Source organism: Terrirubrum flagellatum (genome assembly GCF_022059845.1).
Lineage (GTDB): Bacteria > Pseudomonadota > Alphaproteobacteria > Rhizobiales > Beijerinckiaceae > Terrirubrum > Terrirubrum flagellatum.
The window spans coordinates 4,904,386-4,918,896 of record NZ_CP091851.1 but is presented as its reverse complement, the minus strand read 5'-3'; the positions used below and the strand labels follow the sequence as shown (position 1 = coordinate 4,918,896).

Below are 14,511 nucleotides of genomic sequence, written 5' to 3'. Positions count from 1 at the left end.
CCGCTGCACGCGACGGAGCGATTGCACCACTCCGCCGTGATCGCAGGCGTTTAATTCAATTTGCCGAAAAACTATATCAAATGTGGATCGAGCGTTTCTCGACGCCCATCGCGGCTTCCTTCACCGCCTCGCTCATCGTCGGATGGGCGTGGCAGGTGCGCGCGAGATCTTCCGACGAGCCGCCGAACTCCATCAGCACCGCGATCTCGTGGATCATCTCGCCAGCGCCGAAGCCGACGATATGCGCGCCGAGCACGCGGTCGGTCTTGGCGTCGGCGAGGAATTTCACGAAGCCGTCGGTGTGACGCATGGCGCGCGCGCGGCCATTCGCCGTGAAGGGGAACTTGCCGACGACGTAGGCGACGCCCGCTTCTTTCAGCTCCTCCTCCGTCTTGCCGACGGAGGCTACTTCCGGCTGCGTGTAAACGACGGCCGGAATGACGTCGTAATTCACATGGCCCGCCTTGCCGGCGATGAGTTCGGCGACGGCGACGCCCTCATCCTCCGCCTTGTGCGCCAGCATTGGTCCGCGCACCACGTCGCCGATCGCGTACACGGCTTCGATATTGGTGCGGAAATGACCGTCGATGATCACGCGGCCTCTTTCGGTCGCGATCTTCATCGCGTCGAGATTGAGGCCCGCGGTGTTCGGACGGCGGCCGGTCGCGACGAGCACGACATCGGCCTCGATTGTCTTCGCCTCGCCGCCGGCGACCGGCTCGAACGTGACTTTGACGCCATCCCGTCCGGACGAATCCTGCGGCAGCAGAAATCCGCCGGCGCCAGGTTGATAGCTTGTTTCCACGCCGATCTTGCCTGTCTCGGCCTTTGTCACCTTGCTGGAGAGATTGAATGTGAAGCCCTGCTTCTCCAGCGTGCGCTGCATTTGCTTCGCCACCTCGCCATCCATGCCGGGCAGGATGCGATCGAGGAATTCGACCACCTCGACCTTGGCGCCGAGACGGCCCCACGCCGAGCCCAGTTCAAGACCGATCACGCCGGCGCCGATGACCAGCAGCTTGCCCGGAACCTTTTCGAGCGACAGCGCGCCGGTCGAGGTCACCACCTGCTTCTCGTCCACGACGACGCCCGGCAGCATCGCGCTCTCCGAGCCCGTCGCGATCACGATCGATTTCGTTTCGAGGACCTTCGTCTCGCCGCCGGCCGCAGTCACCGTCACCTGACCCTTGCCGGTGATGGCGCCGAGCCCCTGATGCACGTCGACCTTGTTCTTCTTCATCAGGAACGCGACGCCGTTGACGTTGGCGGAGACGACATCGTCCTTGTGTTTCATCAGCGCCTTGTGATCGAGCTTCGGCGGATCGACGATCACGCCGAACGCCGCCATGCCATGGCCGACCTCGTGGAAATGCTCCGAAGCCTGCAGAAGCGCCTTCGACGGGATGCAGCCGATATTGAGGCAGGTGCCGCCGAGCGTCTTCTCCTTCTCGACAATGGCCGTCTTCAGCCCGAGCTGGGCGGCGCGCACGGCGCAGACATAACCGCCGGGTCCCGAACCAATGACGATGAGATCGTAAGCCATTCCCTGTCCTCTGTGCGCCGCCCTTGATATGGGCGCGCGATCCATGACCGGCGCATACATCGGCCATGCGCGAAACGCCATGGCCGCCGTCGCAGCCCCATCTGCGACGATGGCGTGCGAAGAGGCAAGCCGCTGTCAAAGGGGCTTTGCACAAACGTCACGGGCCAGGCCTACGCAAGCCGCCTCACCCCACGGAGCAGGCGATGTTGCACAGGCGGCGCTTTATCGCGTCAGCAGCCGGAGCCGGCGCGCTGACCCTTCCGGCCTATCTCAGACGCGCGACGGCGCAAACCATCACCGGCTTCAACCCCTTCGTCTTCTCGGTCGCGAGCGGCGATCCCACCGCGGACGCCGTGGTGCTGTGGACCCGGCTCGCGCGCGCCTTCAACGATCTCTCGCCGATCGGCGAAGGTCCCGTGGCGGTCGAATGGGTTCTCGCCGAAGATGAAGGGCTGAAGCGCGTCGTCCGCAGCGGCGTCGCGACCGCAGTTCCGGAATTCGGCCATTCCGTCCATGTCGACGCGCAGGGGCTCGATTCCGACAGGGCTTACTGGTTCATGTTCAGGACGGGCGGCAAGGAAAGCCCGGTCGGTCGCACGCGGACCTTGCCGCGCGCCTCGGCGGCGCCAACGACGTTCCACTTCAATGTGGCGAGCTGTCAGCACTGGGAGAACGGCTATTTCAACGCCTATGACGGCATGAAGGACGATGACGCGGCCTTCGTGCTCCATCTCGGCGACTATATCTACGAAACCGGCCGCGGCGGCGCGCGCCAGCATGAATCGAAGAAGGCGCCCGCGACGCTCGCGGAATATCGGCTGCGTCATGCGCTCTACAAAACCGACGCCGCCTTGCGCCGCATCCATGAGACAACGCCCTTCATCGCCGTGCTCGACAATCACGACGCGCTCGAATTCGACACGGATGATCCCGCCGAACTGCGCCGTCGCGCCGCGGCCTATCAGGCCTGGTGCGAATTCATGCCGACGCGCAGCGTGATCAACGCCATGAGCCCGACCATGGCGATCGCGCGCGAGGTCGATATTGGCGGCCTCCTGCGCATGACCATCCCGGATACGCGTCAGTTCCGGGCGTCGCACGAGATCTGTCTCGACGGCTCCGATCCGAAATTCGCCTTCGGCGTCTACAAGAAGTTCTGCGCCGCCGCGGACGCGCCGGAGCGGTCGATGCTCGGCCGGCCGCAGGAAATCTGGCTGGAGGACCGGCTGAAGAACTCGAAGGCTACATGGAATGCGATCGCGACCACGGTGATGATGACGCCGTTCGATCTCGATCATGACGGCGCGCTCTATCGCTATCTCGCGGCCTGGGACGGCTATCCCGCCAACCGCGCGCGCATTCTCGACGCGATCGCAAACAACAAGGTCCGCAATCCGATTTCGCTGTCGGGCGACATCCACTCGTCCCTGGTGTCGAGCGTGGTCCGCAAGGCGGGCGATGATCCCGCGCAGGGACTAGTCACCGAATTCGTCGGAACCTCCATCAGTTCGGTCTGGCCCGAGCCGCTGGCGAAACCGATGCGGGACGCGCTGCCGAAAAATCCGCATCTCTCCTATTTCGATCCGGCGAAGCGCGGCTATATGCGCTGCACGGTGACGGAGAAGAGCTGGACGACCGACATGCGCACGACTGAATTCACCGACAGGTCAGGAGCGACGACGAAGACAGATGTCTCCTTCGTCGTCGAGAATGGAAAGATCGGCGCGAACAGGGCATGAGTGAATCAACACTTGGCGTCGAAAACGCCGCCGCGGCCTTCGCGCCGCGCCAGGCTCTTGCAGCGCAGCTCCTTCGCGCCCTCGATGATAATGGCGCCGACGGATCGCATGATCTCTCCCATATCCTGCGCGTCTGGCGCAACGCCGAGCACATCGCAGCCTCCGAGCCGGGATGCGATCTCGATCTCCTCGTCGCGGCGGTGATCCTGCATGACTGCGTCGCTGTCGAGAAGAATTCGCCGCAGCGCGCCAAGGCTTCCGCGCTCGCCGCTGCGCGCGCGAGAGAGATTGTCGCGCCGCTCGACTGGAGCGCCGAACGCACGGACGGGCTCGCGCACGCGATCGAAGCGCACAGCTTCTCGGCCGCGATCAAGCCGGTGACGCGGGAAGCGCGCGTCCTGCAGGACGCCGACCGGCTCGACGCCATCGGCGCCATTGGCGTCGCGCGCTGCTTTTATATCGCCGGCCGCATGGGTTCTTCGCTCTACGAGCCCGCCGATCCGCTCGCGCGACACCGCGATCGTGACGACCGGCGCTACGCTCTCGATCATTTCGAGACCAAGCTGTTCAGGCTGAACGAGGGCTTCCAGACCGACGGCGGCCGCGCGCTCGCAGCCGAACGCGACGCCACGATGCGTCGTTTCGTCGATGCGTTGATCGACGAAATCGGCGCCTGACGGACGAGCTTCCTCTCAGCGCAACCACGCCCGATCTCACGACATGCACGCTCGGCGCATGTGTCAGACATGCGCCGGACGCCGCGTTGCGCCCCGGGGGGTGACGTTTCCGCGGCGAACGCTATGCTGGCAAAAAACAAATCAATGCCGGGGGTCTGAGACAACCAAGGGGCGAGGCGATGTGGAATCAGGTCTACAATCCGTTCGGAAACAGCGTCCTCTCGACGATCGCGGCGGCGCTGCCGGTTCTGGCGCTTCTGCTGCTGATCGCATCGGGCAAGGTGAAGGCGCATATCGCCGCCGTCATCGCGCTTGTGGTGGCGATCGCGGTCGCGATCTTCCTGTTCACGATGCCCGCCGGCCTCGCCCTGCGCGCCGCCGTTCTCGGCGCGGCGACCGGGCTCTTCCCCATCGGCTGGATCGTTCTCAACGTCATCTTCATGTACCGGCTGACCGTCGCGACGGGTCGGTTCGAGACGCTGCAGAAAGCGATCGGCAATGTGACGCCGGACCGCAGATTGCAGCTTCTGCTGATCGCCTTTTCCTTCGGCGCTTTCTTTGAGGGGGCGTCAGGCTTCGGCACGCCGGTCGCGGTGACGGGCGCGATCCTGATCGGGCTCGGCTTCTCGCCGCTCGCGGCCTCCGGCCTGTCACTGATCGCGAACACGGCGCCTGTCGCCTATGGCGCGCTCGGCACGCCGATCGCCGGCCTCGCCAGCGTCACCGGCATCGACCCCTATTTGCTCGGCGCGATGGTCGGGCGGCAGTTGCCCTTCTTCTCGCTGCTGGTGCCGTTCTGGCTGATCTGGGCCTTCGCCGGCTTCCGCGGCATGATGCAGATCTGGCCCGCGATCCTCGTCTGCGGCGTCTCCTTCGCGATCCCGCAATATCTCATCTCGAATTTCATCAATCCCTGGATCGTCGATATCGGCGCGTCCCTGATCTCGATGGCCTGCCTCATCGGCTTCATGCAGGTCTGGAAGCCAGCCGAACTCTGGCTCTCGCCGGCGCTGCGCACGCGTGATGATTCCGCTGCATCAGCGCCGCCCGTCGCTGTGACCGCCAGCGGTCCCGCGCCATCGAGCGCGGATGTGTGGAAGGCGCTGACGCCCTGGATCATCGTCTGCGCAATCCTGCTCGTCTGGGGCTCCGGCTGGTTCAAGGCGATCGTCAATCCGATCTTCACCTGGAATTATCCGGTGCCCGGCCTGCACAACCTGATCCAGAAAGTGCCGCCGGTGGTCGCAGCGCCTGCGCAGGAAGGCGCCGTGTTCGCCTTCACCTGGCTCTCCTTCACCGGATCAGGCATGCTGATCGCGGCTGTCATCTTCGGCTTCATCGCGGGCTTTTCACCGGCCCGGATGATCGCCGAGTATGGCCGCACGCTGCGCGTGGTGACCGCGTCGCTGATCACCATCGCCGCCATGCTCGCGATCGGCACGCTGACGCGCTATTCCGGCATCGACGCGACGCTTGGCCTCGCCTTTGCGGGAACCGGCGTGCTCTATCCCTTCTTCGGCACGCTGCTTGGCTGGCTCGGCGTCGCGCTGACGGGATCGGACACCGCCTCCAACGTGCTGTTCGGCGGTCTGCAGAAAATCACGTCCGAACAGCTCGGCCTGTCGCCGATCCTCATGGGCGCGGCGAACTCGTCCGGCGGCGTCATGGGCAAGATGATCGACGCGCAATCGATTGTGGTCGCCTCGACCGCGACGAACTGGTTTGGCCATGAAGGCTCGATCCTGCGCTTCGTCTTCTGGCACTCGATCGCGCTCGCCTGCCTCGTCGGTCTCCTCGTGATGCTGCAGGCCTATGTGCATCCCTTCAGCGCGATGGTGGTGAGGTAACGCGGCGCTCTCGCGTTCGCAGAGAATCAGTCACAAGGCCGCATGCGAAAATTCCTCAGGGCATGCGGCCTTGCAGCCATCATCCTCGCCTGCGGATTGACCGCGGGCGCATTCGCCCAGGCGAAAGCGCGACCTCGCGCAGCCGCCGCGGAGCCCCCAGCGCTTCCCGACAGCGCCGACGCCTATCGCATCGCCGCGGATCAATGGATTGAGCGTTACAAGCCGGCGACGCTGGCGCTTCTCGTCAAGCGCGGCGGCCGCATCGTCTATGCCCGCAACGAGAAGAAAAGCGTAGACGAGCCGACCCTGCTCGGCAGCCTCTCCAAGATGATCACCGGCGTCTGCGTCGCGACGCTCGTCCGCGACGGCAAGCTCGATTTCGACGCGCCGATGCGCGAGGCGCTGTCGGGCTTCTTCGCCCGCAATGGCGCGCCTGCCGATCCCCGCTTTCTTGACGTCACTGTTGCGCAGCTTCTGACGCATCATTCCGGCCTCATGGGTAATCCTGACAACGATCCGCTCTTCGCCATGATCAGGAAGGCCGCGAGCGAGCGCAAAGGCGCGTCGCCCATGATCCAGGCGCTGCTCGCCGAGCATCTCAGGCGCAAGCTGAAGCGCGCCCCCGGCGCGGCCTACATCTATGCGAACGCCGGCTATCTCGCGCTTGGCGCGATCATCGAGGATCGTTCGAAGCGGCCTTACGAGGACTATTGCCGCGACGCCGTGATGAAGCCGCTGAATATTTCAGGCGCGCGTCTCCATCCCGACTGGCGCATCTGGTCATCGATGGGCGGATGGATCATTTCGTCAACGGACTATCTCGCTCTCGCCGACGTCTTCGCCGCGGACAATCCGTTTCTCGGCCCGAAGGTGAAAGCGTGGATCGAAGCCATGCGCGGGGCCGGCGCGATGGAGGACGGCGACTGGTACAGTCTCGGCGTCATCACCCATGCGGGAAATGGCGGCTGGCATGTGGGCCATGGCGGCCAGCTCAATTCGCGCGGCGTCGACGCGAAGGGAAAGCCGACGACAGCGATCATTCGCGCCACCTTCGCGCGGGCGCCTGACGGAACCGCCCTGTTCGCCGCATTCACGCCAGCAAGCTATGACAACAAGGCGCTGAACGATCTGCGCAGCGCGCTCGGCCGCGCCAATCAGGCGTGGAAGAGTTTCAAGTGAAGTCGACGCAAGGGAGAGATCGCCATGCTCGAAGCCACAACCTTCAGCATCTCGATCAATCGCGACTGGCGCGACGCCTATGAGGCGATCTGGCGGCCGGAGATTTTCGCGCGCTGGGCCAGCGGCCTCGCGCGCGCCAATCTTCGTCGCGACGGCGACGTCTGGAAAGCCGATGGCGTCGACGGGCCGATTGCGATCCGCTTCAGCGATCACAATGATTTCGGCGTGATGGATCACTGGGTCGACGCCGGCGCCGGCTTTGACATCCATGTGCCGATGCGCGTGATCGCCAATGGCGCGGGCTGCGAGGCTCTGCTCACGCTCTACCGCCAGCCCGGCATGAGCGATGAGATCATGGCGCGCGATTCCGGGCTGGTGCGCGCCGATCTCAAGGCGCTGAAGGCGTTGCTCGAGAGCTGAACGCCCCTGCCTTTGAGCGCTACTGCTTCTTCCCCGTGACGATTTCCTTCACGTCGAAGAACAGCTTCATTGTCAGGAACATGGCCTGACGCTGCTGCCATTCCTCGTCCTTCCGGCAGGCGGCGCGCGCGGCGTCGCGATCCGCCGCCGGCTTCAGCATCAATTCAGGCGCCAGCGGGTCAAGAAGCGCCGCGATCTCGTCGCGTGCGAAGCCCGCGGACTCCAGCATCACGCGGCTGTCGCCGACCGCGCGCGCCCAGTCCGACATCAGGATTGGCAGAAGATTAGGTTCAAGAACGTAGAAGCAATTGAGCATCTTCGCTTGCGCCGGCGCCTCATGCGCCACGACGGCTTTCACGCGGTCCCATTGCGCGCCGGTCGGAATTGGAATGTTCGAGGGAAGCTGCAATCCCCTAAACATGAAACGCATGTCGCTGCTCCAGCCGTCAGGCTTGAGCGCGATGCTGATGTCGATGAAGCGCGGGTCCTTGCAGACCGCATCCGTCGCCGGCGGCGGCTCCAGAAGTTTCACCGGATCGGTGCGCGCCATCACGCCGCGCACGAAGTCGGCGGGAAAATCCGCCGCCCAGAGAAGCGTGACGAGCGTGTTCCGAAAATCGATCCACGCGGCGGGGAGAACATCTTTCACATGCGCGTCGGCGCGCCCGCAGGAGGCGAGCATGGCGCGCTGTTCGAGCTTGCGCGTCACCACGGCGTCGATCGCAGGCAGGAGCTGCTTGTGCGTCAGCACTTGCGCTGGGGCGGCGCCAATGAGAGCAAAGAGAAAAGTCGCGCCGCGCATGAAACGCGACGGGAGAGTTTGGAAAGCGCGCCCCCGGAACGGGAGGCGCATCACGTTGTCAGCCGGATCAGCATCAATACGAGACCGACGATCGAGACCGTCCACACCGCCGTGCGCAGGCCGGGAACGCCGATCGCGAACAGCGGCACATAGATCACCCGCGCCCAGAACCAGACAAGCGCGCCGGTCGCGCCAAGGCCGCCCGCCTTGCCGGTGACGACGAGCGCCAGCGCCAATCCGACGAAGGCGGCATAGGTCTCCGCAAAATTGCGCAGCGCATGCGTCAGTCGCTTGGTGAGGTCAGTGATCGCCGGATTGGCGTCGCGCGGGCTCATGGCGTAGCCAAGCCCGGCATCCTTCACCAGCGACAGGGTCTGCGCGACGATCTGTACGAGGAGGAGCAGAACGCTCCATCCGAGGACCGAGATTTCGGTCGTGGCCGCAGCCGGATTCATGAAACATCCCCGCTTGGTCGTCAGCCTCGCGGGGATGATGGCGCCTTTGACCTTGCGGCGCCAGCCGTTCTCAAAACCTCGCTAGCTCAGAGATCGAGCACCAGTCGCGCCGGGTCTTCGAGGCCTTCCTTGACGCGCACGAGGAAGGTCACCGCCTCCTTGCCGTCGATGATGCGGTGATCATAGGAGACCGCGAGATACATCATTGGCCGCACCACGATCTGGCCGCCGACCACCATCGGCCGCTCCTGAATCTTGTGCATGCCGAGGATCGCCGACTGCGGCGCGTTGAGGATCGGCGTCGACATCAGCGAGCCGTAGACCCCGCCATTCGAGATGGTGAAGGTGCCGCCTTGCATCTCCTCGATCTTGAGCTGGCCGTCGCGGGCGCGCTTGCCGAATTCGCCAATCTTCTTCTCGACGCCGGCGATCGAGAGCTGATCGCAATCGCGCACGACAGGAACGACAAGCCCCTTGTCGGTGCCGACGGCGACGCCGATGTGATAGTAATTCTTGTAGATGATGTCGGTCCCGTCGATCTCGGCGTTGACCGATGGAATTTCCTTCAGCGCCTGCACGCAGGCTTTCACGAAGAAGCCCATGAAGCCGAGCTTCACGCCGTGCTTCTTTTCGAACGCATCCTTGTACTGGTTGCGCAACGCCATGACGTTGGTCATGTCGACCTCGTTGAAGGTCGTCAGCATGGCGGCTGCGTTCTGCGCCTCCTTGAGGCGGCGCGCGATCGTCTGGCGCAGCTTCGTCATCTTCACGCGCTCTTCGCGCGAGGCGTCGTCCTGCGCGACCGGCGCGCGCACCTGAACAGGAGCCGGCGCAGGCGCAGCCGGCCTCGGCGCGGAGATCGCCGATAGCATGTCGCCCTTGGTCACGCGGCCATCCTTGCCCGAACCTGAAACAGAGGCGGGGTCCACGCCCGATTCCGCCGCGATGCGCGCGACGGCGGGGCCGGAATCGCCGGCCTTGCCGTTGTTGCGCGGCGCGATCGGCTCATCGCCCGCGATAGCGCCGCTGGCTTTCGCAGCGCCGTCCATGGTCTTCGCCGCCGAAGCGCCCGCCGCCTGAGCGACGGCCTTCTCGGCCTTCGGCGTCGGGCTCGCGGCGCCGCTGCCGGCGGTGATGACGCCGAGCAGACCGTCCTTCTGCACGGTCTCGCCTTCCTTCGCCGTGATCTCGCCGAGCACGCCGGCGGCCGGCGCATTCACTTCGAGCGTGACCTTGTCGGTTTCAAGCTCGACCAAGGGCTCGTCGGCCTTCACCGCATCGCCGGCCTTCTTGAGCCATTTGCCGACCGTCGCTTCGCTGACGGATTCGCCCAGCGTCGGAACGCGAATTTCACTTGCCATGATACCCTCTATTCTCGTTAGCGCGTTGTCGCCGTGTGATCGGCGGAAAGCGCCTTGGTCCGCTATCGTTTCGTCTTGCCGGCGCTCGACTCCGTCAATCGCCCGATGGCGACAGCGGAGCGAAGTACGCAGAACCAGAGCAAAAACGCCGGAGCGAGGACGATTCCAAACGGACCAAGCTCAGCGATGGAGGCGACAAGATGCTTCCAGCTCTGCCACTTTGATCCGTTCGCCTCTCCCTCGCCGGCGCTCACAATCACACCTCAGTTCGCCAGCGCTTCTTCGAGGAAGGCCTGCAATTGTCCCTGATGCTTCGACATCAGACCCGTCGCGGTCGCAGCCGAGGCGGCGCGGCCGGCATAGCGCGCGCGCTTCGCCTTGCAGCCGGCCTGACCGAGCGCCCATTCCATGTAGGGCTCGACGAAATTCCAGGCGCCCATATTCTTCGGTTCTTCCTGACACCAGACGACATCCGCGCCCTTGAAGCGCGCCATCTCGTGCGCCAGCGAGCGCGCCGGGAACGGATAGAGCTGCTCGACGCGCAACAGATACACATCGTCGATGCCGCGCTTCTCGCGCTCCTCGTAAAGGTCGTAATAGACCTTGCCCGAGCACAGCACGACGCGGCGGATCTTGTTGTCCTTGACGAGCTTGATCGGCTCGCCGCCGGGATTCTCCGCATCGTCCTGCAGCCAGCGATGGAAGCGCGAATCAGGACCCAGCATCGAAAGGGGCGACACGCAACGCTTGTGGCGCAGCAGCGACTTCGGCGTCATCAGGATCAGCGGCTTGCGGAAGTCGCGCTTCAACTGGCGGCGCAGGATGTGGAAGTAGTTCGCGGGCGTCGAAACGTTCGCGACCTGCATGTTGTCTTCGGCGCACATCTGGAGAAAGCGCTCGAGACGCGCCGACGAATGCTCCGGCCCCTGCCCCTCATAGCCATGCGGCAGAAGGCAGACGAGGCCCGACATGCGCAGCCACTTGCGCTCGGCCGAGGAGATGAACTGGTCGAACACCACCTGCGCGCCGTTGGCGAAGTCGCCGAACTGGGCTTCCCACAACACGAGCGAATTCGGCTCGGCGAGCGTGTAGCCATATTCGAAGGCGAGCACCGCCTCTTCCGACAGCATCGAATTGATGACTTCGTACTTCGCCTGCCCGTCAGCGATATTGTCGAGCGGCGTGTAGCGCGCCTCGGTCTCCTGATCGATCAGCACCGAATGCCGCTGGCTGAACGTGCCGCGCTCGGAATCCTGACCGGAAAGACGCACGCGCGATCCCTCCGTCACGATCGAGCCGAAGGCGAGCGCCTCCGCCGTCGCCCAGTCGAGACCCTGTCCGGTCTCGATCATCTTGCGACGGTTATCGAGAAAGCGCTGGATCGTGCGATGGACGTGGAAGCCTTCCGGCGCCGTGGTGATGCGCTCGCCGAGCTTCTTCAACTGATCGATCGCAAGCCCGGTCTGGCCCGAGCGCGCATCGTCCTCTTCCGCCTTCTCCTTGACGGAGGTGAGGCCGGCCCACTTGCCGTCGAGCCAGTCGGCCTTGTTCGGCTTGTAGGCCGCGCCGGAATCGAACTCCGTCTCGAGCTTCGCGCGCCAGTCGGCCTTGCGCTTCTCGATGTCGGCCTCGCTCACCACGCCGTTGTCGACGCAACGCCTGGAATAGATCTCCAGCGTCGTCTTCTGCTGCGCGATCTTCTTGTACATCAAGGGCTGGGTGAAGCCCGGCTCATCGCCTTCGTTATGGCCGAAACGGCGATAGCAGAACATGTCGATGACGACGGGCTTCTGGAATTTCTGCCGGAACTCCGTCGCAACCTTCGCCGCGAACACCACGGCTTCAGGATCATCGCCATTCACATGGAAGATCGGCGCCTCGATCATCTTCGCCACGTCGGACGGATAGGGCGACGAGCGGGAATAGCGGGGATAGGTGGTGAAGCCGATCTGGTTGTTGATGATGAAATGCACCGAACCGCCGGTGCGATGGCCCTTGAGGCCGGACAGGCCGAAACATTCGGCGATGACGCCCTGGCCGGCAAACGCCGCATCGCCATGGATCAGCATCGCCATGACGGCGGTGCGATCTTCCGGCGGGCAGTTGTATTGATCTTGCTTGGCGCGCACTTTGCCGAGCACGACCGGATCGACGATTTCGAGATGCGACGGGTTCGGCGTCAGCGACAGATGCACCTTGTTGCCGTCGAACTCGCGATCGGACGACGCGCCAAGATGGTACTTCACGTCGCCTGAACCCTCGACATCCTCGGGCGTGAACGAGCCGCCCTTGAATTCGTGGAACAGCGCGCGGTGCGGCTTGCCCATCACCTGCGTCAGCGTGTTGAGGCGGCCGCGATGGGCCATGCCGATGCAGATTTCCTTCACGCCGAGCTGGCCGCCGCGCTTGATGATCTGCTCCAGCGCCGGGATCATCGCTTCGCCGCCATCGAGGCCGAAGCGCTTCGTGCCCTTGAATTTGACGTCGAGGAACTTCTCGAAGCCTTCCGCCTCGATCAGCTTGTTGAGGATCGCGCGCTTGCCTTCCGGCGTGAAGGCGATCTCCTTATCAGGTCCTTCGATGCGCTCCTGCAGCCAGGCCTTCTGGGCCGGGTCGGAGATGTGCATGAATTCGTAGCCGATGGTCGAGCAATAGGTGCGGCGCAGAATCGCGATCATCTCGGGAATGGTCGCGAATTCGAGCCCGAGCACATGGTCGATGAAGATCTTGCGGTCGTAATCCGCTTCCGTGAAGCCGTAGCTTGAAGGATGCAGCTCCTCGTGATCGCGCTTCTGCTCGAGGCCGAGCGGATCGAGATCGGCGTGGAGATGGCCGCGCATGCGATAGGCGCGGATCATCATCAGCGCCTTCACGGAATCGCGCGTCTGCTGATGCACATCCGCTTCGGCGACCGGCTGCGGCGCCTTCTCGGCCTTCGCCTTGATCTTGTCACCGACCTTCTTCTCGACCTCGATCCAGTTGCCATCGAGCGCCGAGACGAGTTCGCCGTTCAGCGGGATCGGCCAGTTCGGCTTCTTCCACGAAGCGCCTTTCGCATTCTTTGCGACGTCGCTCTTAGAATCGGCGAGGCCGCCGAAGAAATCGCGCCACTGCGAATCGACCGAGTTGGGATCGGTCTCATAGCGCGCATAGAGATCCTCGATCCAGGCGGCGTTGGCGCCGGAGAGGAAGGACGTGGAGGCGAAATATTCGTTGAGATCCTGGCGTGACATCCGTGTCACCTTTCTTCAATCGACAATGAACAGCTTGGCGCCGCTCCTTGTCCGCGAACGATGCGGCTCGGCCCCATCCGCAACCTGATAGCTGACGCCGGGGGTGAGAACGAAAACGCGTCCGTCCTCCAGCGTCGTTTCGAGTTCGCCTTCGACGCAAAGCAGGACATGGCCCTTGCTGCACCAATGGTCGGACTCGTAACCCGGCGAATATTCGACCATCCGCACGCGGATGGCGTTATCGGCAGGTCCGAAATGCTGCGTGCGCCATGTCGCTTCGCCGACATCGCCTGCGTGACGCGTCGGCTCGATCGCCGACCAGTCCGTGGTGCCGAAGGGGATGCCGCTCATGCGCATGGCGCTTGTCGCTCAGCCCTTGAGGACTTCGACCAGCGTCTTGCCGAGGCGCGCCGGCGACGGCGACACCTTGATGCCGGCTGACTCCATCGCGGCGATCTTGTCTTCCGCGCCGCCCTTGCCGCCTGAGATGATCGCGCCGGCGTGGCCCATGCGACGGCCGGGAGGCGCCGTGCGGCCCGCGATGAAGCCGACCATCGGCTTCTTGCGGCCGCGCTTCGCCTCGTCCTTGATGAACTGCGCCGCGTCCTCTTCGGCCGAACCGCCGATCTCGCCGATCATGATGATCGACTTGGTGTTCGGGTCGGCGAGGAACATTTCCAGCATGTCGATATATTCGGTGCCCTTGACGGGATCGCCGCCAATGCCGACCGCCGTCGTCTGGCCGAGGCCTTCGCGCGTCGTCTGGAACACCGCTTCATATGTAAGCGTGCCCGAACGCGAGACAATGCCGACATTGCCGGGCTTGAAGATGTTGGCCGGCATGATGCCGATCTTCGATTCGCCGGCGGTGACGACGCCGGGGCAGTTCGGCCCGATGAGGCGCGACTTCGAGCCCGAAAGCGAACGCTTCACCTTCACCATGTCGAGCACCGGAATGCCTTCGGTGATGCAGACGATCAGCGGAATCTCCGCATCGATCGCTTCGCAGATCGCATCAGCCGCGCCCGGAGGCGGCACATAGATCACCGAGGCGTCGGCGCCGGTCGCATCGCGCGCTTCCTTCACCGTGTCGAACACAGGCAGGTTGAGATGCTTCGAGCCGCCTTTGCCGGGCGATGTGCCGCCGACCATCTTCGTGCCATAGGCGAGCGCCTGCTCGGAATGGAACGTGCCATTCTTGCCAGTGAAGCCCTGCGTGATGACCTTGGTGTTTTTGTCGATGAGGATGGACATT

Annotated in this window: 12 protein-coding genes; 5 read left to right on the top strand and 7 right to left on the bottom strand. The window is 64.1% G+C overall.

Going from position 1 to position 14,511, the window contains the following annotated elements; translation table 11 throughout:
- Nucleotides 1-76: 76 nt before the first annotated feature.
- The gene (locus L8F45_RS23935) at nucleotides 77-1,543 is read right to left on the bottom strand and encodes a dihydrolipoyl dehydrogenase family protein (RefSeq protein ID WP_342360337.1); all 1,467 of its coding nucleotides are present in this window, start codon (nucleotides 1,541-1,543) and stop codon (nucleotides 77-79) included.
- A gap of 203 nt (nucleotides 1,544-1,746) precedes the next feature.
- Here L8F45_RS23935 and L8F45_RS23930 point away from each other — a divergent pair, with 203 nt between their 5' ends.
- The 5 genes from L8F45_RS23930 to L8F45_RS23910 all read left to right on the top strand — a co-directional run bounded on the left by L8F45_RS23930 (nucleotide 1,747) and on the right by L8F45_RS23910 (nucleotide 7,405).
- Nucleotides 1,747-3,282, top strand: a complete 1,536-nt coding sequence (locus tag L8F45_RS23930; RefSeq protein WP_342360336.1) for an alkaline phosphatase D family protein — start codon at nucleotides 1,747-1,749, stop codon at nucleotides 3,280-3,282.
- Nucleotides 3,279-3,959, top strand: a complete 681-nt coding sequence (locus tag L8F45_RS23925) for an HD domain-containing protein (protein WP_342360335.1) — start codon at nucleotides 3,279-3,281, stop codon at nucleotides 3,957-3,959. Before L8F45_RS23930 ends, L8F45_RS23925 begins: the two co-directional genes overlap by 4 nt.
- Nucleotides 3,960-4,138: 179 nt before the next feature.
- On the top strand, nucleotides 4,139-5,806 hold the full coding sequence (locus L8F45_RS23920) for an L-lactate permease (RefSeq protein ID WP_342360334.1): 1,668 nt from the start codon (nucleotides 4,139-4,141) through the stop codon (nucleotides 5,804-5,806).
- A gap of 42 nt (nucleotides 5,807-5,848) precedes the next feature.
- On the top strand, nucleotides 5,849-6,985 hold the full coding sequence (locus L8F45_RS23915) for a serine hydrolase domain-containing protein (protein ID WP_342360333.1): 1,137 nt from the start codon (nucleotides 5,849-5,851) through the stop codon (nucleotides 6,983-6,985).
- A gap of 24 nt (nucleotides 6,986-7,009) precedes the next feature.
- Nucleotides 7,010-7,405, top strand: a complete 396-nt coding sequence (locus L8F45_RS23910; protein WP_342360332.1) for a polyketide cyclase — start codon at nucleotides 7,010-7,012, stop codon at nucleotides 7,403-7,405.
- A 19-nt stretch (nucleotides 7,406-7,424) separates the two neighbouring features.
- Here the strand turns inward: L8F45_RS23910 and L8F45_RS23905 are convergent, their stop codons facing one another.
- The 6 genes from L8F45_RS23905 to sucD form a co-directional block, all read right to left on the bottom strand.
- Nucleotides 7,425-8,207, bottom strand: a complete 783-nt coding sequence (locus L8F45_RS23905) for a hypothetical protein (protein ID WP_342360331.1) — start codon at nucleotides 8,205-8,207, stop codon at nucleotides 7,425-7,427.
- A gap of 50 nt (nucleotides 8,208-8,257) precedes the next feature.
- Entirely contained in the window at nucleotides 8,258-8,662 is a 405-nt protein-coding gene (locus tag L8F45_RS23900; protein WP_342360330.1) for an MAPEG family protein, read from the bottom strand.
- Nucleotides 8,663-8,748: 86 nt separating this feature from the next.
- The gene (gene odhB / locus L8F45_RS23895) at nucleotides 8,749-10,023 is read right to left on the bottom strand and encodes a 2-oxoglutarate dehydrogenase complex dihydrolipoyllysine-residue succinyltransferase (RefSeq protein WP_342360329.1); all 1,275 of its coding nucleotides are present in this window, start codon (nucleotides 10,021-10,023) and stop codon (nucleotides 8,749-8,751) included.
- Between the two features lie 263 nt (nucleotides 10,024-10,286).
- On the bottom strand, nucleotides 10,287-13,256 hold the full coding sequence (locus L8F45_RS23890) for a 2-oxoglutarate dehydrogenase E1 component (RefSeq protein WP_342360328.1): 2,970 nt from the start codon (nucleotides 13,254-13,256) through the stop codon (nucleotides 10,287-10,289).
- Nucleotides 13,257-13,271: 15 nt separating this feature from the next.
- On the bottom strand, nucleotides 13,272-13,613 hold the full coding sequence (locus L8F45_RS23885; RefSeq protein WP_342360327.1) for a DHCW motif cupin fold protein: 342 nt from the start codon (nucleotides 13,611-13,613) through the stop codon (nucleotides 13,272-13,274).
- Nucleotides 13,614-13,625: 12 nt separating this feature from the next.
- On the bottom strand, nucleotides 13,626-14,510 hold the full coding sequence (gene sucD, locus L8F45_RS23880; RefSeq protein WP_342360326.1) for a succinate--CoA ligase subunit alpha: 885 nt from the start codon (nucleotides 14,508-14,510) through the stop codon (nucleotides 13,626-13,628).
- Between the last annotated feature and the right edge of the window lies 1 nt (nucleotide 14,511).